Annotated in this window: 19 protein-coding genes and 2 tRNA genes; 16 read left to right on the forward strand and 5 right to left on the reverse strand. The window is 68.9% G+C overall.

Annotation, left to right across the window (positions count from 1 at the left end; genetic code table 11):
- The first annotated feature begins 56 nt into the window (after window positions 1-56).
- Complete coding sequence (locus FHW79_RS20915; protein ID WP_247884525.1) at window positions 57-2873, forward strand: EAL domain-containing protein; 2817 nt, start codon at window positions 57-59, stop codon at window positions 2871-2873.
- A 6-nt stretch (window positions 2874-2879) separates the two neighbouring features.
- Here FHW79_RS20915 and FHW79_RS20920 read toward each other — a convergent pair whose 3' ends face one another.
- A complete protein-coding gene (locus FHW79_RS20920) occupies window positions 2880-4052 on the reverse strand; it encodes an SDR family oxidoreductase (RefSeq protein ID WP_183180724.1) in 1173 nt (390 codons plus the stop codon).
- A 179-nt stretch (window positions 4053-4231) separates the two neighbouring features.
- Here FHW79_RS20920 and egtB point away from each other — a divergent pair, with 179 nt between their 5' ends.
- The 6 genes from egtB (at window position 4232) to thiD (ending at window position 10867) form a co-directional block, all read left to right on the forward strand.
- Window positions 4232-5503 (forward strand): ergothioneine biosynthesis protein EgtB, encoded by a 1272-nt coding sequence (gene egtB / locus FHW79_RS20925; protein ID WP_183180725.1) that lies wholly within the window; start codon window positions 4232-4234, stop codon window positions 5501-5503.
- Window positions 5503-6471 (forward strand): L-histidine N(alpha)-methyltransferase, encoded by a 969-nt coding sequence (gene egtD, locus FHW79_RS20930; protein WP_183180726.1) that lies wholly within the window; start codon window positions 5503-5505, stop codon window positions 6469-6471. The genes egtB and egtD overlap by 1 nt, the downstream gene beginning before the upstream one ends.
- A 78-nt stretch (window positions 6472-6549) precedes the next feature.
- Window positions 6550-7008 carry a hemerythrin domain-containing protein gene (locus FHW79_RS20935; protein WP_183180727.1) on the forward strand — a complete coding sequence of 153 codons (459 nt, stop codon included), beginning with the start codon at window positions 6550-6552 and terminating at the stop codon, window positions 7006-7008.
- Between the two features lie 344 nt (window positions 7009-7352).
- Window positions 7353-8513 (forward strand): dihydropteroate synthase, encoded by a 1161-nt coding sequence (gene folP / locus FHW79_RS20940; protein WP_183180728.1) that lies wholly within the window; start codon window positions 7353-7355, stop codon window positions 8511-8513.
- 129 nt (window positions 8514-8642) lie between these two features.
- Window positions 8643-10010 carry a phosphoglucosamine mutase gene (glmM, locus tag FHW79_RS20945; RefSeq protein WP_183180729.1) on the forward strand — a complete coding sequence of 456 codons (1368 nt, stop codon included), beginning with the start codon at window positions 8643-8645 and terminating at the stop codon, window positions 10008-10010.
- A gap of 41 nt (window positions 10011-10051) precedes the next feature.
- Window positions 10052-10867 (forward strand): bifunctional hydroxymethylpyrimidine kinase/phosphomethylpyrimidine kinase, encoded by an 816-nt coding sequence (gene thiD / locus FHW79_RS20950; RefSeq protein WP_183180730.1) that lies wholly within the window; start codon window positions 10052-10054, stop codon window positions 10865-10867.
- Window positions 10868-10888: 21 nt separating this feature from the next.
- Here thiD and FHW79_RS20955 read toward each other — a convergent pair whose 3' ends face one another.
- Window positions 10889-12283 (reverse strand): PLP-dependent aminotransferase family protein, encoded by a 1395-nt coding sequence (locus tag FHW79_RS20955; RefSeq protein ID WP_183180731.1) that lies wholly within the window; start codon window positions 12281-12283, stop codon window positions 10889-10891.
- A gap of 180 nt (window positions 12284-12463) precedes the next feature.
- Here FHW79_RS20955 and FHW79_RS20960 point away from each other — a divergent pair, with 180 nt between their 5' ends.
- Window positions 12464-12790: a DUF2892 domain-containing protein gene (locus FHW79_RS20960; RefSeq protein ID WP_183180732.1), complete on the forward strand. Its 327-nt coding sequence runs from the start codon at window positions 12464-12466 to the stop codon at window positions 12788-12790.
- A gap of 28 nt (window positions 12791-12818) precedes the next feature.
- On the opposite strand, the gene FHW79_RS20965 is transcribed toward FHW79_RS20960, so the two are convergent.
- Window positions 12819-13157 carry a hypothetical protein gene (locus FHW79_RS20965; RefSeq protein WP_051140188.1) on the reverse strand — a complete coding sequence of 113 codons (339 nt, stop codon included), beginning with the start codon at window positions 13155-13157 and terminating at the stop codon, window positions 12819-12821.
- A 430-nt stretch (window positions 13158-13587) separates the two neighbouring features.
- Between FHW79_RS20965 and FHW79_RS20970 the strand changes: the two genes are divergently transcribed.
- The 6 genes from FHW79_RS20970 (at window position 13588) to FHW79_RS20995 (ending at window position 17934) form a co-directional block, all read left to right on the forward strand.
- On the forward strand, window positions 13588-14313 hold the full coding sequence (locus tag FHW79_RS20970; protein WP_183180733.1) for a Bax inhibitor-1/YccA family protein: 726 nt from the start codon (window positions 13588-13590) through the stop codon (window positions 14311-14313).
- A 263-nt stretch (window positions 14314-14576) separates the two neighbouring features.
- On the forward strand, window positions 14577-14825 hold the full coding sequence (locus FHW79_RS20975) for a DUF1127 domain-containing protein (protein ID WP_183180734.1): 249 nt from the start codon (window positions 14577-14579) through the stop codon (window positions 14823-14825).
- Between the two features lie 4 nt (window positions 14826-14829).
- Window positions 14830-15246: a GNAT family N-acetyltransferase gene (locus tag FHW79_RS20980; RefSeq protein WP_183180735.1), complete on the forward strand. Its 417-nt coding sequence runs from the start codon at window positions 14830-14832 to the stop codon at window positions 15244-15246.
- A 9-nt stretch (window positions 15247-15255) separates the two neighbouring features.
- A complete protein-coding gene (locus tag FHW79_RS20985; protein ID WP_183180736.1) occupies window positions 15256-16050 on the forward strand; it encodes a PhzF family phenazine biosynthesis protein in 795 nt (264 codons plus the stop codon).
- A gap of 54 nt (window positions 16051-16104) precedes the next feature.
- Window positions 16105-16560, forward strand: coding sequence for a MaoC family dehydratase (locus FHW79_RS20990; protein WP_183180737.1), 456 nt, complete (start codon window positions 16105-16107; stop codon window positions 16558-16560).
- 90 nt (window positions 16561-16650) lie between these two features.
- Complete coding sequence (locus FHW79_RS20995; protein WP_183180738.1) at window positions 16651-17934, forward strand: Hsp70 family protein; 1284 nt, start codon at window positions 16651-16653, stop codon at window positions 17932-17934.
- Window positions 17935-18088: 154 nt separating this feature from the next.
- On the opposite strand, the gene glnA is transcribed toward FHW79_RS20995, so the two are convergent.
- Entirely contained in the window at window positions 18089-19498 is a 1410-nt protein-coding gene (gene glnA, locus FHW79_RS21000) for a type I glutamate--ammonia ligase (protein ID WP_014240105.1), read from the reverse strand.
- Between the two features lie 257 nt (window positions 19499-19755).
- Window positions 19756-20094 (reverse strand): P-II family nitrogen regulator, encoded by a 339-nt coding sequence (locus FHW79_RS21005; protein ID WP_014240107.1) that lies wholly within the window; start codon window positions 20092-20094, stop codon window positions 19756-19758.
- 327 nt (window positions 20095-20421) lie between these two features.
- Between FHW79_RS21005 and FHW79_RS21010 the strand changes: the two genes are divergently transcribed.
- Window positions 20422-20497, forward strand: a tRNA-His gene (locus tag FHW79_RS21010).
- A 109-nt stretch (window positions 20498-20606) separates the two neighbouring features.
- A tRNA-His gene (locus FHW79_RS21015) sits at window positions 20607-20682 on the forward strand.
- Window positions 20683-20782 lie beyond the last annotated feature (100 nt).

The raw sequence follows: 20782 nt of genomic DNA on the forward strand, positions 1-20782 counted from the left end.
GGTTGCCCGGATGCACTCCATGCAGGCGGCGTCACAGGCAGCTTCGGTACGGCCCCATGCAGAGGTCTTCCAGCCCCGATCCGATCGACCTTGCGCCGGGCGAGTCCGCCGCCGATTCCATGGGCGCTTCCGCGACGGAACCGGTGGCCGTCCCCAAACGCCTTCCTCTTCTGGTTCTGCTGGCCGCGCTCGTCCTGACCGTTGTGGTCTGGCACGACACCCGCCAGCGCGTCGCCGCGGACGCCGAAGGACGGTTCGCCCTCAGGGTGGAGGAACTGCACCGCCGCTTCGAGAACCAGATTCAGGTCCATGTCCAAGTGACGCGCTCGGCCGCCGCCTTGTTCACCGCCTATCCCGAGGTGAAGCGCGCGGAGTGGAACCGGTTCGTCGACGGGCTGCACCTTGCAGAGCGCTTTCCGGCGATCACCGTCGTCGCCTTCGCGCGTGTCGTCGATCAATGGACCGGCCCGGAGCTGGTGACGGAGGCCCGTATGGACGGGCTGCGCAGCTTCCGGATCTGGCCGGACACGATCGGTCCGATGCGTCTCGTCACCTTGTACGCCGCGCCTGTCAACGAACGCGCCCTGCGCACGCTCGGCTACGATCTGCTGGCGGAACCGGTGCGCCGCGCCGCCGTGGAACAGGCACGGGACAGCGGCGATCCGACGGTCGTCCGCGTCCCCGGCCTGGGGCCTGACGAAGGCGAGCCCACGCCGCCAGCCGTCATGGTCCTCCAAGCCGTCTACCGCGATGGACGAAGTCCCGCCACGCAGGAGCAGCGGCGCGCCACCTTCGCCGGCGTGGTGATGACCCCGATCCAGTTCGCGCCGCTGGCCGAGTCCGTGTTCGGCCGGATGGGCGACGTCGCGGCCACGGTCTTCGAAGGGCGCGGCGGGGTTCCGCTTTACCGCGGCCGCCCGGACGCGCCGGACCGGCCTTTGCTGACCGCGAGCCGTGACATCGCGCTGGGCAACCGCGTCTGGTCGGTCCAGTACGAGAGCCGGTCGAGCTTCGAGGAGGGGCTGGACCACTGGAAACCGACATTGGTCCTGGCGACGGGGCTGTCGCTCAGCCTGCTGCTGTCCGCCCTGCTGTGGGCACTGGCGGTGACGCGCCACCGGGCGCTGGTGATCGCCGGGCGCATCACCGCCTCTCTGCGCCGGCGCGAGACGGAACTGGACCTGCTGTTCAATCAGGCGCCGCTGGGCATCGCCCTCATCGGGCCGGACGCCAGGATCACCGACTGCAACCCCGCCTTCGCCCGCGCGGTCGGGGTGCCGCGCGACGGGTTGATCGGAACCGATGCGAGGCTGCGCGCCCAGGACCCGGCGGTGAGCGCCGCCATCGACTCCGCCATCGCCGGGCAGAGCGTGCGGCTGGAGGTCGACCGTCTCCTGCTGGCCGGCGGGCGGCACAGCCATTTCTCCGTGCATTTCCAGCCGGTGATCACGCCCGGCGACCCGCCCTTCGTCATGGCCTTCGTCGAGGACATCGGCGACAAGCGGCGCGCCGAGCAGCATGTCCACTATCTGGCCCATTACGACCCGCTGACCGGACTGCCCAACCGCGTCCTGCTGTTCGACCGCATCGCCCAGGCGGCCAGGGAGGCGCGACGCGACGGTGCGCGGGTTGCCGTCCTGTTCATCGATCTGGACCGCTTCAAGATCATCAACGACAGTCTGGGACATTCCTTCGGCGACGAGGTGCTGCGGTCTGTGGCGCGGCGACTGCATGGCGCGATGCGTCCGTCGGACACGGTCGGCCGGCTGGGCGGCGACGAATTCCTGATCGTCGTCCCGCACATCGAGACGCCGGGCGTGGCCGCCGCGGTGGCGGAGAAGGTGATGGCCCAGCTCGCCGCGCCCTTCACCATCGGCGGGCGGAACTTCGTGGTGTCCCCCAGCATCGGCATCAGCCTGTTCCCCGACGATGCGGAGGATGCGGAGGGGCTGATCCGCTGCGCCGACATCGCCATGTACAACGCCAAGGACGCCGGCCGGAACGCCTTCCGCTTCGTGACGCGCGAGATGGGCGCACGCTCCCGTGAACGGCTGGACCTGGAGGCGGCGCTGCGCCGTGCCCTGAAGAACCGGGAACTGTTCCTCGTCTACCAGCCGCAGCTGCGCATCTCCGACGACCTCGTGGTCGGGGTGGAGGCGCTGCTGCGCTGGCGCCATCCGGAGGCCGGCCTCATCATGCCGAACCGCTTCCTTCCGGTGGCCGAGGAGACCGGCCTGATCCAGGCCATCGGCGATTGGGTGCTGGACGAGGTGTGCGCCCAGATCCGCCTCTGGCGCGACCAGATCGGCCTGACGGTGCCGGTCGCGGTGAACGTTTCAGCCCAGCAGTTCCGCGGCGGGCAGCTTCCCGCCAAGGTGGCCGCCGCGCTCGACCGCAACGGCCTCCAGGGCTGGGAGCTGGAGATCGAGGTGACCGAGGGCACCCTGATCGACGACATCCCGTCGGCCATCGCGACGCTGCGCGCGCTGAAGCAGCGCGGTTGCCTCATCGCGCTGGACGATTTCGGCACCGGCTACTCCTCGCTCAATTACCTGCACCGCTTCCCGATCGACAAGCTGAAGATCGACCGCTCCTTCATCCACGACCTGGAGCAGGACGGGGCCGGCGATTCCATCCCGCGGGCCATCGTCGGGCTGGGGCGCAGCCTGGGCCTGTCGGTCGTCGCCGAGGGGGTGGAGACGGAGGCGCAGCTCCAGCTTCTGCGCAGCCTGAAATGCGAGAGCTTCCAGGGCTATCTGTTCAGCCGCCCGGTGCTGGCGGAGGAACTGGAGCCGATCCTCGCGTTGCGCGTCGCCCGCGGCCACCATCACGCATCCAAGGCGGAGCCGGCGGAAACCAGAGAGCCGGTGTGACGGCCGTCAGCGGGGAAAGGTCACCATGCCTTCTTCCGCGGCCTGCCAGGCCGGCTTGGCGTTGTGGCCGATGGTGCGCCTCTCCTCGTCCATCCGGTCGCCCTCGTCCATCCGGTCGCGATGCCGTTGCATCGACCGGCGGTGGCGGTTCAGCCCGGAGGCGCCGTGGTCGTCCCGGACCCAGCCGCGCGCCATCGCCGCCCCCGCCAGAACGCCGAAGCCGGCGACCACGGCGGCGGTGATCCAGGGATGCATCCGCGCCTCGGTGTAGAGGCTGGTTTCACGCACGAAGCGATGCCGGCCGGCGCGTTCTCGCCCGTCGTCGCCGTGACTGTGCAGGGCATCCTTGCGCGGGCGGAGCGGTCCCCCGGAACGGATGACGCGCGGCAGCGTCCGCTCCATGATCCGGTCGGTGAGCCGCGGCGCGAAGGTCTCCGCCAGGGCGAACAGCTTGGCGCCGCCGCCGACGTAGAGGTCGCGCATCGGGCGGCGGGCGCAATGCAGGATGGCCTTCGCCACCACCTCCGGCGCGTAGACCGGGGGCGGGTTGTTCGGCTCCGCATCCATCAGGTTCAGGGCGTGCTCCTCGTACAGGCTGTCGACGGCCGCCGGCTTGATCAGGCTGACCGAGATGGGCGCGCCATCCGCCTCCAGTTCCATGCGCAGCGCATCCGTGAAGCCCTTCACGGCGTGCTTGGTGGCGACATAGGCGCCCTGGAGCGGGATGGCGCGGTCGGACAGCACGCTGCCGATGTTGATCAGCGCTCCGCCCTCGCGCCGCAGATGCGGGACGGCGGCCAGCGAGCCGTTGACCACGCCCCAGTAGTTCGTCTCGAACAGGCGGCGATGGTCGACCGGGGCGGTGTCGAGGAGCTTGCCGATGATCGCCACGCCGGCGTTGTTCACCCAGGTGTCGATCCGGCCGTAGCTGCGGACCGCCGCGTCGGCCACCCGCCGCAGGGCGTCGGGGTCGGCCACGTCGGCGACGCAGTGGATCGCGTCCCCGCCGTCCGCGCGGATCTCCTCCGCCACCTGGGCGAGCGCGTCGCGGTCGCGGGCGGCCAGGACGACCTTCGCGCCCTGCCGGGCGGCCATGCGGGCGGTGACCAGCCCGATGCCGCTCGACGCGCCGGTGATGACGATCACCTGCTCGTCAATGGGTTTGAGACGCGGTTGCATGAATGCCGTTCCTCCATCGTTCGATCGTCGGAAACCGTGCGTCATCCGCTGTGAACAGGCGGTCGGGCGGAGCGTTGCCGCCGGACGGTGCGTCCGGGCCACTCCGAAAGGAGGGTTGGCGGCCCAGCGAAGCGGCACAGCTTTACCGGGACCTGTAAGGCGGGGAGGACACAGCGCCCATGCTCAAAACAGCCGCCAAAGCCGGCGGACTCGCCGATCGATTCCGCCGGGTGCGCGCCACCTCGGCGGAACTGGCCGTCGGGCTGTCGCCGGAGGATCAGGTGGTGCAGTCCATGCCGGACACCAGCCCGGTCAAATGGCATCTGGCCCACACAACGTGGTTCTTCGAAACCTTTCTGCTGATCCCGAATTTGCCGGGCTACCGGCCTTTCGATCCGGCCTTCGGCTATCTCTTCAATTCCTATTACGAGGCCGTCGGCGCGCGCCATCCACGGCCCCGGCGCGGTCTGGTGACGCGTCCCGGCGTGGCCGAGGTGGCGGCCTACCGCGACCATGTCGACGCCGCCATGCTGACCCTGCTGGAGCGGCCCGACGCCGAGCGGCTGGCCCCGCTGGTCACGCTCGGCCTCGCCCACGAGGAGCAGCATCAGGAACTGATCCTGATGGACCTGTTGCACCTGTTCTCCTGCAACCCGATCGCACCGGCCTACCGGCCCTACCGCCCGGCTTTGCGCGGCCCCGCCCATGAAGGGCGCTGGATCGCGGTGGACGGCGGGATCGTCGCGGTCGGCCATGACGGAGACGGGTTCGCCTTCGACAACGAAGGGCCGCGGCACGAGGTGCTGCTGCGTCCCTTCCGCCTGTTCTCCCGCCTGGTGACCAACGCGGAGTGGCGGGCCTTCATCGAGGATGGCGGCTACCGCAACCCGGCGCTCTGGCTGTCCGACGGCTGGGCGACGGTCAACGCCGAGGGGTGGGAGGCGCCGGCCTACTGGCGGCGCGGCGAGGATGGCGGCTGGCGGGAGTTCACCCTGCTCGGCGAGCATCCGCTGGACGACGACGCGCCGGTCTGCCACGTCGGCTTCTACGAGGCCGACGCCTTCGCCCGCTGGGCCGGCAAGCGCCTGCCGACCGAGGCCGAATGGGAAACCGCCGTCGGCAAAGCGCTGGACAGCGGAAGTCCCGCCACCGGCAACACGCTGGGCAGTGGGCTGCTGCGCCCGGTCGCCGCTCCGGCGGGCGAGGGGCTCGTCCAGATGTTCGGTGACGTCTGGGAATGGACGGCCAGCGCCTACAGCGGCTACCCGGGCTTCCGCCCCGCCGCCGGGGCCGTCGGCGAATACAACGGCAAATTCATGGCCAACCAGTATGTGCTGCGCGGCGGATGCTGCGCCACGCCGGACGGCCATGCCCGCGCCACCTACCGGAATTTCTTCTATCCGCACCAACGCTGGATGTTCAGCGGCGTGCGCCTCGCGGAGGACGCCTGATGACCGCAATTTCCGCCGCCCGCGCCCATCCGGCGCAGGCCCCGGACGACGTGTTCCTGGCCGACGTGCTGGACGGCCTGTCCCGCCCGGACAAGAGCCTGCCCTGCAAGTACTTCTACGACGCCGAGGGCTCGGCCCTGTTCGACGCCATCTGCACGCTCGACGAATATTACCCGACGCGGACCGAGACCGCCCTGCTGCACGACCGCGCCGAGGAGATCGCCGGTCTGGCCGGGCGCGGCGCCACCCTGGTGGAGCTGGGCAGCGGGTCGAGCGTCAAGGTGCGCATCCTGCTCGACGCGCTGGACGCGCCGGCCATGTATGTGCCGGTGGACATCAGCCGCGACCATCTGATCGCCGCCGCCGCCCGGCTGGCCGGTGACTACCCGGCGGTGACGGTGGTGCCGGTGGCCGCCGATTACGTGCGGGGCTTCGCGCTGCCGCGGGGCGTCGCGCCGGAGCGGACGATGGCCTTCTTCCCCGGCAGCACCATCGGCAATTTCCGGCCCGCCGAGGCGATGACCTTCCTGGACACGCTCGGCCGGCGGCTCGGGTCCGGAGCGCGGCTGCTGATCGGGGTGGACCTGCGCAAGGACCCGGCGGTGCTGGAGGCCGCCTACGACGACGCGCGCGGGGTGACGGCCGCCTTCAACATGAACCTGCTGGCCCGCATCAACCGCGAGCTGGACGGCTCCTTCGACCTGGACCGCTTCGCCCATGTGGCCCGCTACGACACCGCGCGCGGGCGGATCGAGATGCATCTGCGCAGCCTGGACGACCAGACCGTCCATATCGCCGGCCAGCCCATCCGCTTCGCCCGCGGCGAGACGATCCACACCGAGAATTCCTACAAATATTCGGTTCCCGGCTTCCGCCGCCTCGCCGCCCGCGCCGGTTGGCGCACGGAGCGGAGCTGGACCGATGAGAACCGCCTGTTCAGTCTCCACTGGATGGTTCGGCATGGCTGACCCCGTTTGGCACCGGGAACACCGGATCGGGGCCAGGGTTGAGTCCCGTCGAGACACCGCAACAACGGGACAGGACCGATGACCAGCATCTTCGACCGGATCAAGCAGGACCACGACACCATCCGCCGCCTGCTCGACGCGGCCGAGAAAGCGAACGGCGACGGGCGCGCCGCCTACGAGGACCTGCAGCGCGAGCTGTGGGCCCACGGCAAGATCGAGGAGGCCGTCTTCTACCAGTCGCTGTCCAAGGCGAAGAACACCAAGCAGGAGACCACCGAGGGCCTGAACGAGCACCACATCATCAACGGCTTCCTCGACGAGCTGAACGCCATGCCCGCCGACAGCACCGCCTGGAAGGCCAAGCTCCAGGTGTTGGGCGAGGTCACCCGCCACCACCTCGACGAGGAGGAGGAGGAGCTGTTCGAGGAGGCCAAGAAGGCGCTCGACGACAAGCGCGCCGAGGAACTCGGCAGCATCTACGGGGAGCGCAAGAAGCAGATGCTGGCCGCCCTGGCCCCTCTGCCCAAGAGCGCCTGAAGCCCATCGACGGGTGCCTGTCCCTTTCCCCTCTCCCGTCCCGGGAGAGGGAGGGGCTTACGCGCAAGCGTGGGAGGGTGAGGGTGCCTGCAAGGATCAGCTCCTTGATCCTCGACCGACCCTCACCTGGCTCTCAGCGGATGCCATGGGCATCCGCCTGTCGCCGTCAGCGCTGGCTGTCAGCCAGCGCGAGAGGCGCCTTCGGCGCCACCCTCTCCCGGGGCGGGACGAGGGAAATGATGCCAAACGGTGATCACCTTGCATCGATCCGGTGCAGTCTCTTGCGCCGGGGCTTCCCGGCGTGACAGGCTGCGGTCTTCCGTTCCGCTGCACGAACCGTCGCCATGCCTCCGATCGCAAAGACCCCGATCGCCAAGCCCGCCCCGAAATCCGCCGCCGGCTCGCTCGCCTCCTTCGCGCCCTGGGCGGGGGAGGGCGGCGTCCGCGTCTATCTGAGGCCGGTCGGGCTGTTGCCCATCGCCGCCTGGAGCGCCGGGGCGGCGGTGCCGCTGGCCGGCGGGCGCTTTTCCTTCGCCACCGCCGAACTGATCATCCGGCAGGGGGCGCGGATCGAACGGGCCTTCGCGCCGCTGACCGAAATCATGGCCTGGGGGTGGGAGCGCGGCACCGCCGTGGCGCAGAGCCTGGACAAGCGGCTGGGCGCGCTGACCCGTGGGCGGGCGCCGTTCGGCGGGCTGGACCTCGGGCGCCCGCGCATCATGGCCATCGTCAACGTGACGCCTGACAGCTTTTCCGACGGCGGCGACTTCTTCGACGCCGGGACCGCCATCGCCCATGGCGAGGCGATGCTGGAAGCCGGCGCCGACCTGCTGGACGTCGGTGGCGAGTCCACCCGACCCGGCTCCGCCCCCGTGTCGCCGGAGGAGGAGGAGGCCCGCGTCCTGCCGGTGGTCCGCCACTTCGCGGCCAAGGGTGCGGTGGTGTCGGTGGACACGCGGCACGCGTGGGTGATGCGCGCGGCGCTCGACGCCGGAGCGGCGCTGATCAACGACGTGGCCGGGCTGCGCGATCCCGGCGCGCTGCCGCTGGTGGCGGAAAAGGCGGCGCCCGTGGTGGTCATGCACATGCGGGGCGAGCCCGGCACGATGCAGCAGAACCCGACCTATGAGGACGCGGCGCTCGACGTCTTCGACTGGCTGGAGGAGCGGGTGGACGCCTGCGCCGCCGCCGGGGTGCCGCTGGAGCGCATCGCCGTCGATCCTGGCATCGGCTTCGGCAAGACGGTGGAGCACAATCTGGACATCCTGCGCCACACCGCCCTGTATCACGGGCTGGGCTGCGCCCTGCTGATCGGGCTGTCGCGCAAGACCCTGATCGGCAAGCTGTCGCGGAGCGAGCCGCCGAAGGAACGGCTGGCCGGATCGCTGGCCGGGGGACTGGAAACGCTGAGCCAGGGCGCGCAGATCCTGCGTGTCCATGACGTGCCCCAAACGGTCCAGGCGCGCGCCGTCTGGGAGGGGCTGCATCCCGCACGGGTGCCTTGACCGCATCGCTCATGTAACCCTTTGGCGTCTGCGCGGAAGGGTGCTTGACCCCGCCCCCCGTGCCAAGCGATGACATTTTCACACATCCGCGAATGCGGTACAGTGACTGGCCTATTCCTGAGGGTTTCCATGACGCGACACCTGTTCGGCACCGACGGCATCCGCGGCACCGCCAACATCGACCCGATGACGGCGGAAACCGCTTTGCGCGTCGCGATGGCGTCCGCTTTGCAGTTCCGCCGGGGCGACCACCGGCACCGCGTGGTGATCGGCAAGGACACCCGCCTGTCCGGCTATCTGCTGGAGCCCGCGCTGACCGCGGGCTTCATCTCCATGGGCATGGACGTGGTGCTGCTCGGCCCGCTGCCGACACCCGCCGTCGCCATGCTGACGCGCTCGCTGCGCGCCGACCTCGGCGTGATGATCTCCGCCTCGCACAACCCGTACCAGGACAACGGCATCAAGCTGTTCGGGCCAGACGGCTACAAGCTGTCGGACGCGGTGGAGATCGCCATCGAGACGCGCATGGGCCAGCCCTTCGCGCCGGACCTCGCCGGTTCCGCCGACCTTGGCCGCGCCTCCCGCCTGGAGGATTCGACGGGCCGCTACATCGAGTATGTGAAGAACACCTTCCCGCGCGGCCTGCGTCTGGACGGGCTGAAGATCGTCGTGGACTGCGCCAACGGCGCCGCCTACCGTGTCGCCCCGAAGGTGCTGTACGAGCTGGGGGCCGACGTGATCCCGGTCGGGGTCAATCCGGATGGCCTGAACATCAACAAGGACTGCGGCGCCACCGCCACCCGGACCCTGCAGGAGCAGGTGGTGGCCCACGGCGCCCATCTGGGCATCGCGCTGGACGGCGACGCCGATCGCCTGATCATGGTCGACGAGGCCGGGCGCGTCGTCGACGGTGATCAGGTCATGGCGCTGATCGCCTCATCCTGGGCGCAGGCGCAGACGCTCAAGGGCGGCGGCGTGGTCGCCACGGTCATGTCCAACCTGGGCATGGAGCGGCATCTCCAGGGGCTGGGCATCGCGCTGGTCCGCACGCCGGTCGGCGACCGCTATGTGGTGGAACATATGCGCGAGCACGGCTACAACGTCGGTGGGGAGCAGTCGGGGCACGTCGTGCTGTCCGACTACTCCACGACCGGCGACGGGCTGATCGCCGCACTCCAGGTCCTGGCGGTGCTGATCCAGTCCGGCGGCCGGGCGGCCAGCGAGGTCTGCCAGGTCTTCGCCCCGGTGCCGCAGAAGCTGACCAATGTCCGCTTTGCCGCCGGCTCGAAGCCTCTGGACATCGCCTCCGTCCAGGCGGCGATCCGCGACGGCGAGGCGCGGCTGAACGGGTCGGGTCGCATCCTGATCCGCAAGTCGGGGACCGAGCCGGTGATCCGCGTCATGGCGGAAGGCGACGACGAAGGGCTGGTGCACGCGGTGGTGGCCGACATTGCCGGCGCCATCACGGACGCCGCCCGGCTGGAGACCGCCTCCTAAGGCCACCCCTCCAACCAGACGACCAGACGGAAGCAATCCCGATGCAGGCCCACCCGATCAACGGCCGTGTTCTCATCGTCGCCGGGTCCGATTCCGGCGGCGGTGCCGGCATCCAGGCGGACATCAAGGCGGTCAGCGCGCTGAACGCCTTCGCCATGACCGCCATCGCGGCGCTGACCGCGCAGAACACGACCGGGGTCTATGGCGTGCTGCCCGTGGACCCGGCCTTCGTCGCCCTGCAGATGAGGGTGGTGCTGGAGGACCTCGGGGCCGACAGCATCAAGATCGGCATGCTCGCCAACGCCGCGGTCATCGAGGCGGTGGCCGGCGAGTATGAGGCGCGGGCCATCAACGTTCCGCTGGTCGTCGACCCGGTGATGGTCTCGAAGAGCGGCCATTTCCTGCTGGAGCCGGACGCCGTGCAGACCCTGCGCAAGCGCCTGCTTCCCCACGCCGAACTGGTAACCCCCAACCTGCCGGAGGCCGAGGCGCTGACCAACATCCCGGTGCGCAACCTGGACGACATGCGCCGCGCCGCCGAGATGATCCGCACCTTCGGGCCGAAGTCCGTCCTGCTGAAGGGCGGCCATCTGGAGGACGAGCGGCTGTGCGATCTGCTGCTCACCGAGGACGGCGAGGAGGTGTTCGAGGGGCGGCGCATCCACACCCCGCACACCCACGGCACCGGCTGCACCCTGGCCTCGGCCATCGCCGCCGGCATCGCCCAGGGGCTGGGCGTGCGCGATTCGGTGGCCCGCGCCCGCGCCTATGTGGACGAGGCCATCCGCTCCGCCCCCGGTTTCGGCCACGGTCACGGCCCGCTGAACCACCTGCACACGGTCCGGCCGTTCCCGTAAGGGCGCGGCCTTTCCGCCTCCTCACACGATCGACAGCATCGCCGTCTGCGGATTTTCCAGCAGATCCGCCAGCGTGCCCAGGCCGCGCGCCAGCTCGTCCCGGCTGTGCGGGTGGCACAGGCCCAGCCGCACGGCGTGCGGGGCGCTGGCCCGGCCCACGGCGAACACGTCGCCGCCCGTCACCTTCACACCGCGGCGCAGCGCCTCCGCGATGAAGTCGTCGCGCCGCCAGGGCTCGGGCAGGACCAGCCAGAGATGCTGCGCCGACGCGTGCCCGCAGACGGCGCTGGCGGGCAGGATGGAGCGGGCGATCTGCTGGCGCGCCATGGCCTCCCCGCGCTGGGCCTCGGCGATGCGGTCGGCGCTGCCGTCGGTGATCCAGCGCGTCGCGACCTCCGGCGGCAGGGGCGGGGAGGAGTATTGCAGGGCACGGATGACCGCCTCCACCCGCGGCACCAGGGCAGGCGGAGCGACGACGTAGCCGACGCGCAACCCTGCGGACACGCTCTTGGACAGGCTGTTCACGTAGACGGTGACGTCCGGGGCGATGGCCTGGATGGGCTTGGCGTCATGGACCAGGAAGCCGAACACGTCGTCTTCGACCAGCACCACCCCGTAGCGGCGGGCGATGGCTGCGATCTCCACCCGCCGGGCCTGCGGCATGACGGAGGCGGTGGGATTGTGCATGGTCGGCACCAGATACAGCGCCTTGGGCGCCAGACGGCGGCAGGCGCTGTCGAAACTGTCCGGGACCACGCCATGCTCGTCGATGGCGATGCCTTCCAGGTGGTAGCCCTCGACCGCGCTCAGGGTCTTGATGCCGTAGTTGGTCAGACGCTCGGTCAGGACGACGTCGCCGGGGCGAGCCACCGCGGCCAGCGCCACGGCCATGGCGTTCTGCGCGCCCGTGGTCAGCAGGACCGTGTCGGCGGAGGTGGCCACCCGGTGCTGCCGCGTCAGCCACTGCGCCCCGGCGGCGCGGTGCGCGGGCAGGCCGGCGTGCGGCGCGTATTCCAGCAGCGCCCCCAGGTTCGGTGACGCGCCGATGGCGGCCAGGGTGGCGCCCATCATCGGAACCGACATCGGGTGCTCCGGTGTCACGACGGTCATGTTGACGACGGAAGGTTCGGGCCGGGGAGTCCAGCTGAAGGGGTCGGAGGGGGGCATGTGGCGCTGCCCCTGCACGAAGGTGCCGCGCCCGACCTCGCCGCCGATCAGCCCGCGCTTCTCCGCCTCCGTGTAGGCGCGGGTGATGGTGCCGACGGTGACGCCGAGGCGGTAGGCGAGGTCGCGGTGGGTGGGAAGCCGCGTGCCGGGGGCCAGCCGTCCGTTGGCGATGTCGTCGGACAGGGCGTCGGCGATGGCGCGGTAACGGGGGCCTTGCCGCCCCTCCAGATCAGGAACCCACTGTGTCATGGGGACAATGATGACATTGTACCGATCCGTCGGCAAGTGTCACCGCATTGTCGCGATTGTGCGGGTCCGGTTGCGCTGCGCGCTCGGGAACCCGGACGGGCGGGCGGGCGTTGCAGTCAGGACCGCCCGGCGCCGCTTCGTCATCCCTTTCGCGCCGGGCACAGCCGGGAGAATTCAGGCATGAGCGCCGAAAACGCCATCCGACACACCTACGACCGCTTCTTTGGGGGCGCGCGGAATCTCGGGCCGCTGGAACGCGCCGTGTCCACCGGCCTCGGCCTTGTCATGGCGGCGGGCGGCGTGCGCCGCGGCGCCGACGTGCGGGGCGCCATCATGGGGTTGGCCGGCGCCGCCCTGGTGGCCCGCGGCATGAGCGGCCATTGCCCGCTGAAGGCGATGGTGGCCGACGAGGATCACGAACGCCTGTCCGCTCCGCGGTCGGAACGCTACAGCCCTGGTGAAGGGCCGTTGGAGCGCACGCCGGCCCGCACCGGTTCCTACTCCTGACGGAACGGGACGGTCACGAGGACGACGGTCAGGAGGACGAGGAAGCGGCGCGGCGCCGCCGCTTCCACTCCTTCCAGCGCCGTTCGCCGCGCACCAGCGCGCGGTTGATCGGCGGGCGAAGGAACGGAACGTCGTAGGCGAGCAGCACGAGGCCGAGGGGCAGCATCCAGATGCCCAGCACGGGCAGGAAGCTGAACAGCCCACCGAGAATCAGAAGCAATCCGGCGGGGACGCGCACCCAGGTCGCCCGCGGCTCGCGGAGCCAAGCCAGCACCCGCGCCATGGAGTCGGGAAGCTTCTCCTGGATGCGATCCACCCGCCGTTCGAGGCGTCTGTGGTGCTGGTCGCTCAACGCGGCACTCTCCATCTTGTTGATCCGGCTCTGCATGGTTGTTGACGGGTGAAGCGGCGTCCCGGCGTGCCGGGCCGACCGCTCCCAAGCCGCCATATGGGAACAGCCACGCGTGTTCCAAGCTCCCGTTTGTGTGGAACCTGTGAGGCGCGGGTCTCTTGAAAGGCGCCGGCCACACGGCCAACTATTAGGGCAATCAGGGTCCGGGCCCCTCTGGCAGCCGAGTCGCCGGTTACGAGGCCGGGGGCTGCAATGTCGGATCTCTTCATCCGCTTTTGCGCCGACGGGCGTGACCGCATCTGGAGGGTTTTTCGATGGACAGCGCAGCCTTACCGTCCCGCCGCCGCTTTTCCGCGGCCGATCCGCTGCCATGCGCCCGCCGCCGGTCCGAGGCTTGCCGGTCAAAGGCCCGCCGGTCAAAGGCTTGAACAAGGGAGTTTTCGCAATGTTCGACCAGTATCCCAACCAGAGTCGTTGGGGCGCCGGCGCCGCTGGCGTGGACCGTGCGGCGTTCGACGAGGGCCTGCGCAAGCACATGCTGCGGGTCTACAACTTCATGATGCTCGGCCTTGGCGTGACGGGGCTGGTGGCGCTGTTGGTGGCGAGCACGCCGGCGCTGTACGTGCCGATCTTCACGACCCCGCTGAAGTGGGTGGTGATGCTGGCGCCGCTGGCCTTCATCATGGTGCTGTCCTTCCGCTTCCACGCGATGTCGGCCAGCGCGCTGCAGGGGCTGTTCTGGGCCTTCTGCGCGGTGATGGGCGTGTCGATGGCGTCGATCTTCCTGGTCTTCACCGGGGCCAGCGTGGCGCGGGTGTTCTTCATCACCGCGGCGATGTTCGCAGCGATGAGCCTGTGGGGCTACACCACCAAGGCCGACCTGTCGAAGATGGGCTCGTTCCTGATGATGGGCCTGATCGGCATCGTCATCGCCAGCCTGGTCAACATCTTCGTCGGCTCCAGCGCGCTGCAGTTTGCCGTCTCGGTCATTGGCGTGGTCATCTTCACCGGCCTGACCGCCTACGACACCCAGCGCATCAAGGAAGAGTACGCCGAGGGTTACGGCCACGAGGGCAACACCAAGCTCGCCGTCATGGGCGCCCTTTCCCTCTACCTCAACTTCATCAACCTCTTCCAGATGCTCCTCCAGCTCATGGGCAACCGCGAGTAACGGAACCGCATCCGGCGCCGGTTGAGGCGCTCTGCCGGGCCGGCCGCTTTTCGCGGCCGGCCTTTTTCATGCCCGGATGGTGAGGTCCATGAAGGCCGGACTCGTCCAAAGGACTGTGTAACCGATGGGTGTTGCCATCAGGATACATCCGATATCGGAAATGTAATGGTGACAATAACGACATTGACCGGCGCGATTGTGTCGACATAATCCCCATTGTCTCGATTGTTCGGGGCTGAATGTTTTGACGAAGGAGGCACATCATGCGCACCACAGAAGCGACCCGCTCGTCCGGATCGTCCTCGTTCACGACCGTCTTCAAGGTCATCGCGCGCGCCCTTTCCGTCGGCATCCGCCCCGTCTGGCTCGTGATCGAGGCTGGTCTGAACGGCTACGAGCGGTGGCGGCAGCGGCAGGCGCTGATGCGGCTGGACGACCATCTGCTGAAGGACATCGGCGTGTCCCGCGCCGATGTGGACAGCGAGGTCAGCAAGCCCTTCTGGCGGGGTTGATGCGATGAGCGCCGATGCGATCCTCTACGCCGTCGAGCCTGATCTGACCGCCGACGCCTTCATCGACGTGCTCCACCGCTCCGGGCTGGCCGAACGCCGGCCCGTGGCGGACCGCCCGCGGGTGGAGGCGATGCTGCGCAACGCCGGACTGATCGTCACCGCCCGCAACGCGGACGGCGACCTGATCGGCGTCGCCCGGTCCGTCACCGATTTCGCCTTCTGCTGCTACCTGTCCGACCTTGCCGTCGACCGCGCCTGTCAGGGGCGCGGCATCGGCAAGGAGCTGATGCGCCGCACCCGCGCCGCAGTGGGGGAGGGCGTCACCTGCCTTCTCCTGTCGGCGCCCAAGGCGATCACCTTCTATGAGGCGGCGGGGATGGAGCGGCACGCCCAGGCGTTCCTGTTCACCGAGAAACCCTAAGGAGGCACCGTGCGCCTTCCCCTGTATCAGGTCGATGCCTTCGCGGACGCGGTGTTCGCGGGCAACCCGGCGGCGGTCGTGCCGCTGGAGGACTGGCTTCCCGACGCGACGCTCCAGGCCATCGCGGCGGAAAACAATCTGGCGGAAACCGCCTTCCTCGTCCGCCGCGGCGACGGTTACGCGATCCGCTGGTTCACCCCGACGGTCGAGGTGGACCTGTGCGGCCACGCCACGCTGGCCTCGGCCTTCGTCATCGCGACGATGCTGGAGTGGGGCTGCCCGCGCATCGACTTCACCACTCGGGAAGCCGGAACCCTCAGCGTCACCCGCAACGGCGACCTCTACACGCTGGATTTCCCGAGCCGCCCGCCGGAACCGCTGGCCGGGCCGCCGGCCGGCCTGCTCGGCGCGCTGGGCGGACCGCCGCCGACGGCGCTGCTGAAGGCGCGCGACCTCGTGGTCGTCCATGACGACGAGGCGACGGTGCGCGCCCTGGCGCCCGACATGGGCGCCCTGACCCGGCTGGAGGGCTCCCACGCGGTCATCGTGACGGCGCCGGGCAGCGGCGGCGTGGATTTCGTCTCCCGCTACTTCGCGCCGGCCCAGGGGATTCCGGAAGACCCGGTGACCGGCTCCGCCCATTGCACGCTGATCCCCTATTGGGCGCAACGGCTGGGCAAGGAGCGGCTGAAAGCCCGGCAGGTCTCGGCCCGCGGCGGTTCCCTGTCCTGCGAACTGGCCGGCGACCGCGTGAGGATCGCCGGGAAAGCGGTTCTCTACATGGATGGCGCCATCTACATTTAGCGCCGTCCATACGAGGACCGATGGAACGGCCAATGGAACGGGAGGGCAGCGGGCATGGCGGGGCGTTATTTCGAAGACTTCCGCGTTGGTGACGTGATCGACACCGAAGGGGCGACGGTCACCGACAGCCAGATCATGGATTTCGCCCAGCGCTTCGACCCGCAACCCTTCCACATGGACGCGGTGGCCGCCGCGGAGGGGCCGTTCGGCGGGCTGATCGCCAGCGGCTTCCACACCCTGTCCCTGACCTTCCGGCTGTTCCGCGACACCGGGGCCATCACCGGCACCAGCCTGGGCGGCTCCGGCGGTGACGAACTGCGCTGGCTGCGCCCGGTGCGGCCCGGCGACACGCTGCGCGTCCGGGTCGAGGTGGTGGAGGCCACCCCGTCCCGCCGCGGCGACCGCGGCACGGTCCGGCTGGCCTACACCACGCTGAACCAGCATGGCGAGGCGGTGATGACCATCACCTTGAATCACATCGTGGCGACCCGCAGCCTTCCGGCGGAGTAGCGAACACGAACGGCCTGTCCCGTCGCGCGTCTTGATCGGCAGGCCCGGCCCCTGTATAGCCTCGCCCCTTCCATCACGGCGGGGGTTTCCATGACGGCTTGCGGCCTCGATTTCGGCACGTCCAACACGACGCTCGGCGTGCGGACGGCGTCCGCGGGCGCCGGCACGGGGGAGGGCGGCTACGGCCTGCTTCCCCTCGACGGCGCGAGGACGACCCTGCCCAGCGCCGTCTTCTTCGATTTTGAGGCCGATGTCGTGACGGTCGGGCAAGCGGCCGTCGATGCCTACGCGTCGGGCGTCGAGGGGCGTTTGATGCGCTCCATCAAGTCGATGCTGGGCACCGACCTGATCGACGCCGACACCGCGCTCCGCAAGGGCCGCATCACCTTCCGCGCGGTCATCGCCACGTTCCTGGCCGCGGTGAAGGAGCGGGCGGAGACCGCGCTCGGCGGCGAACTGACCGACGTGGTGCTGGGCCGCCCAGTGCATTTCGTCGACGGCGACCCGGCGGGCGACGCTGCGGCGGAGGAAGTGCTCGGCGAGATCGCCCGCTCCGTCGGTTTCCGCGGCATCTCCTTTCAGTATGAGCCGATCGCCGCCGCGCTTGACTACGAGCAACAGGTGGAGCGGGAGGAACTGGCCCTGATCGCCGACATCGGCGGCGGCACGTCGGACTTCTCGATCGTCCGCATCGGGCCGGAGCGGCGCGGGCGGGCCGACCGCAGCGCCGACATCCTGGCCAACGACGGCATCCGCGTCGGCGGCACCGACTTCGACCGCGACCTGTCGCTGGCGACGGCCATGCCGCTGCTCGGCCATGGCAGCGCCATGAAGCGCCCCGGCCTGCTGGCTCCCAAGCATCTGTTCTTCGATCTGGCGACCTGGTCGAAGATCAACTTCCTCTACACCGCCAAGGCGATGGCCGACTTGGAACGCCTGCAGCGCGATTCCGCGACTCCGGACCGCATCGAGCGGCTGATCGGCGTGGTCGAGCACCGGCTGGGCCACGCCCTGGCCATGGCGGTGGAGCGCACCAAGATCGCCCTGTCCGACGGGCCGGAGGCCGGCCTTCTGCTCGACTGGGGCGGCGGCGGCATGACGCGCCCGGTGTCGGTGGATGAGTTGAACGAGGCGACGGCGATCCTGGCCGGCCGCATCGGCGGGCGGGTGCGGGCCTGTCTGGCCGAGGCCGGCACGCTGCCGGCGGAGATCGACGCGGTGTTCCTGACCGGCGGCTCCACGCTGCTGCCGCAGGTGCGGGCGGCCATCCTGGCCGAACTGCCCGACGCCCGCGTGGTGGAAGGCAACATCTTCGGCTCGGTCGGCACCGGCCTGACCATCGAGGCGGCGCGGCGTTTCGGCGGCACCGCCTGACGCCTGTTCAAAGTCCCGGAAACGAAAAAGCCCACCGACGCTGCCGCCGGTGGGCTTTTTCGTGCTCTGTTCCACGGTTCGATCCGCTGGCGGTGCCCGCCGCGCCGCGAGGGCAGGGCGGACACCGGAAACCGGCGGACCGAGGTCCGTTGGATCAGACCGAGTAGTACATCTTGTACTCGATCGGGTGCGGCATGGTCTCGAAGGCCAGCAGCTCCTCGGTGCGCAGGTCGATGTAGGACTCGATCATGTCCTTCGTGAACACGTCGCCCTTCTGCAGGAAGGCGCTGTCGGCCTTCAGGCTGTCCAGGGCCTCGCGCAGCGAGCCGCAAACCGTCGGAACCTTGGCCAACTCTTCGGCCGGCAGGTCGTACAGGTTCTTGTCCATCGCCTCGCCCGGATGAATCTTGTTCTGGATGCCGTCCAGACCGGCCATCAGCAGGGCGGCGAAGGCCAGGTACGGGTTGGCCGACGGATCCGGGAAGCGGACCTCGACGCGCTTGCCCTTCGGAGAGGCAACGTACGGGATGCGGCAGGAGGCCGAACGGTTGCGGGCCGAGTAGGCCAGCAGAACCGGAGCCTCATAGCCCGGGACCAGACGCTTGTAGGAGTTGGTCGTCGGGTTGGTGAAGGCGTTCAGCGCCTTGGCGTGCTTGATGATGCCGCCGATGTAGTACAGCGCCAGCTCCGACAGGTCGGCGTACTGGTTGCCGGCGAACAGCGGCTGGCCTTCCTTCCAGATCGACTGGTGCATGTGCATGCCCGAGCCGTTGTCGCCGAAGACGGGCTTCGGCATGAAGGTCGCGGTCTTGCCGTAGGCGTGGGCGACGTTGTGCACGACGTACTTGTAGTACTGCATGTTGTCGCCGGTGCGGACCAGCGTGTCGAACTTGATGCCCAGCTCATGCTGCGAAGCGGCCACCTCGTGGTGGTGCTTCTCGACCGGCACGCCCATCTCGGCGAGCACGCTCAGCATCTCGGCGCGCAGGTCCGAGCCGCTGTCGACCGGAGCGACCGGGAAGTAGCCGCCCTTGACGCCCGGGCGGTGGCCCAGGTTGCCGTCCTCATAGTCCTTGTCCGAGGTGTACGGGCCTTCCTCCGAGTCGAACTCGTAGGACACCTTGTTCATCTCGACCTTGAACTTGACGTCGTCGAAAACGAAGAACTCGGCTTCCGGGCCGAAGTAGGCGGTGTCGCCGATGCCGGCCGACGCCATGTACTTCTCGGCGGCCTTCGCGATGCCGCGCGGGCAGCGGGCGTAGGGCTGGCCGGTCGACGGCTCGTACACGTCGCAGAGGATGTTCAGCGTCGGCTGGGCCGAGAACGGGTCCATGACGGCGGTGGTCGGGTCGAGCTGGAGGATCATGTCCGACTCGTTGATCGCCTTCCAGCCGGCGATCGAGGAGCCGTCGAACATGATGCCGTCTTCGAACACGTCCTCGTCGATGGTCGAGACGTGCTGAGCAGTGTGGTGCAGCTTGCCGCGCGGGTCGGTGAAGCGGAGGTCCACGTACTTGACGTCGTGTTCCTTGATCAGGTCGAAGACCTTGCTGATGTCGGACATATCTCTTTTTCCACGCTTAAGAGGTTTGGGTCCCGCTGCGTCAAACCGACCAAGGGGCGGGTGACGGCGCTCGCGGCGGACGTTATGTCATGCCTTTCCCGAGCACACAACGTGACAGCACAAAAAGTCGCGCCCGATGGGGCTTCCGCGCACGGATTGTTCCGCTCGCGGTTGCGACGGTCTGCGTCGGCCGGCCTTGCGTCGGTTGTGGGCGGGGCTGGTTCATGTCGGCCGGTGGTCGGGTTCTCGGGACGCGATCAGATCGCGTCGCCTCCCTTCTCGCCGGTCCGGATGCGGACAACTTCTTCCACGGGGGTGACGAAGATCTTGCCGTCGCCGATGCGGCCGGTGTGGGCGGCCTGCTGGATCGCCTCGATCGCCCGCTCCACCAGGGAGTCCTCCATCACCACCTCGATCTTCACCTTCGGCAGGAAGTCGACCACATACTCCGCGCCGCGGTACAGCTCGGTGTGCCCCTTCTGACGGCCGAAGCCCTTGGCCTCGGTGACGGTGATGCCCTTGATGCCGACTTCGTGAAGGGCTTCCTTCACTTCGTCGAGTTTGAACGGCTTAATGATGGCTTCGATCTTCTTCATGGGTCTCTCGTGTACGAGGTGCCAACGCCGGCAGGCACCGTCCACGGCTCTGCCGACGGTCCGCTATAAAGCACGTTGCGTGCCAATCGGAGCGGTTGCGGTCCGGCTGCGTGGGATGCCGGGCCGCAACACGCCGATGCCACCAGGGGCGGCACGCAACTGCCAACGGATAGGGCGAAGTGAACAATATTTGTGCACACGCTGCAAGCAATCCGCGCAGGCCCGCCCATTCGGAGGGGGTAGGCCCGGCTTTGTCATATTGCTGAAAGCGATGGAAAATAGAGCTTGACCCGACCCGTACCTTGGGGCAAATAGGCGACCCCGGTGGCGGTGGTAGCTCAGTTGGTAGAGCTCTCGGTTGTGGTCCGAGCGGTCGTGGGTTCGAGTCCCATCCATCGCCCCAGTCCTCCTTGACGGTGGATGTGTCGGTCGCGTGAGCAGTTCACGCCGGCGTTGCATCAGTCGAGGCGGCGGGTCGGGTGTTTGCGGACGAATTGTTTTCGTCTCCGGTGGCGGTGGTAGCTCAGTTGGTAGAGCTCTCGGTTGTGGTCCGAGCGGTCGTGGGTTCGAGTCCCATCCATCGCCCCAGTCCTTCCTTCCAAATCCTGTGCCAAGCTGGGCATTCCTGACCATTCCCCTTGTGCCCGGCTATGCTGCGGCCATCGCGGTGCTTATTGTGCCGGGTGAC

The organism is Azospirillum sp. OGB3 (genome assembly GCF_014192915.1).
GTDB lineage: Bacteria > Pseudomonadota > Alphaproteobacteria > Azospirillales > Azospirillaceae > Azospirillum.

What these genes read in the sequence shown, in the direction of transcription:
- FHW79_RS20915 (WP_247884525.1), top strand. Translation starts at nt 57, where the DNA reads ATGCAGAGGTCTTCCAGCCCCGATCCGATCGACCTTGCGCCGGGCGAG.
- FHW79_RS20920 (WP_183180724.1), bottom strand. Translation starts at nt 4,052, where the DNA reads ATGCAACCGCGTCTCAAACCCATTGACGAGCAGGTGATCGTCATCACC.
- egtB (WP_183180725.1), top strand. Translation starts at nt 4,232, where the DNA reads ATGCTCAAAACAGCCGCCAAAGCCGGCGGACTCGCCGATCGATTCCGC.
- egtD (WP_183180726.1), top strand. Translation starts at nt 5,503, where the DNA reads ATGACCGCAATTTCCGCCGCCCGCGCCCATCCGGCGCAGGCCCCGGAC.
- FHW79_RS20935 (WP_183180727.1), top strand. Translation starts at nt 6,550, where the DNA reads ATGACCAGCATCTTCGACCGGATCAAGCAGGACCACGACACCATCCGC.
- folP (WP_183180728.1), top strand. Translation starts at nt 7,353, where the DNA reads ATGCCTCCGATCGCAAAGACCCCGATCGCCAAGCCCGCCCCGAAATCC.
- glmM (WP_183180729.1), top strand. Translation starts at nt 8,643, where the DNA reads ATGACGCGACACCTGTTCGGCACCGACGGCATCCGCGGCACCGCCAAC.
- thiD (WP_183180730.1), top strand. Translation starts at nt 10,052, where the DNA reads ATGCAGGCCCACCCGATCAACGGCCGTGTTCTCATCGTCGCCGGGTCC.
- FHW79_RS20955 (WP_183180731.1), bottom strand. Translation starts at nt 12,283, where the DNA reads ATGACACAGTGGGTTCCTGATCTGGAGGGGCGGCAAGGCCCCCGTTAC.
- FHW79_RS20960 (WP_183180732.1), top strand. Translation starts at nt 12,464, where the DNA reads ATGAGCGCCGAAAACGCCATCCGACACACCTACGACCGCTTCTTTGGG.
- FHW79_RS20965 (WP_051140188.1), bottom strand. Translation starts at nt 13,157, where the DNA reads ATGGAGAGTGCCGCGTTGAGCGACCAGCACCACAGACGCCTCGAACGG.
- FHW79_RS20970 (WP_183180733.1), top strand. Translation starts at nt 13,588, where the DNA reads ATGTTCGACCAGTATCCCAACCAGAGTCGTTGGGGCGCCGGCGCCGCT.
- FHW79_RS20975 (WP_183180734.1), top strand. Translation starts at nt 14,577, where the DNA reads ATGCGCACCACAGAAGCGACCCGCTCGTCCGGATCGTCCTCGTTCACG.
- FHW79_RS20980 (WP_183180735.1), top strand. Translation starts at nt 14,830, where the DNA reads ATGAGCGCCGATGCGATCCTCTACGCCGTCGAGCCTGATCTGACCGCC.
- FHW79_RS20990 (WP_183180737.1), top strand. Translation starts at nt 16,105, where the DNA reads ATGGCGGGGCGTTATTTCGAAGACTTCCGCGTTGGTGACGTGATCGAC.
- FHW79_RS20995 (WP_183180738.1), top strand. Translation starts at nt 16,651, where the DNA reads ATGACGGCTTGCGGCCTCGATTTCGGCACGTCCAACACGACGCTCGGC.
- glnA (WP_014240105.1), bottom strand. Translation starts at nt 19,498, where the DNA reads ATGTCCGACATCAGCAAGGTCTTCGACCTGATCAAGGAACACGACGTC.
- FHW79_RS21005 (WP_014240107.1), bottom strand. Translation starts at nt 20,094, where the DNA reads ATGAAGAAGATCGAAGCCATCATTAAGCCGTTCAAACTCGACGAAGTG.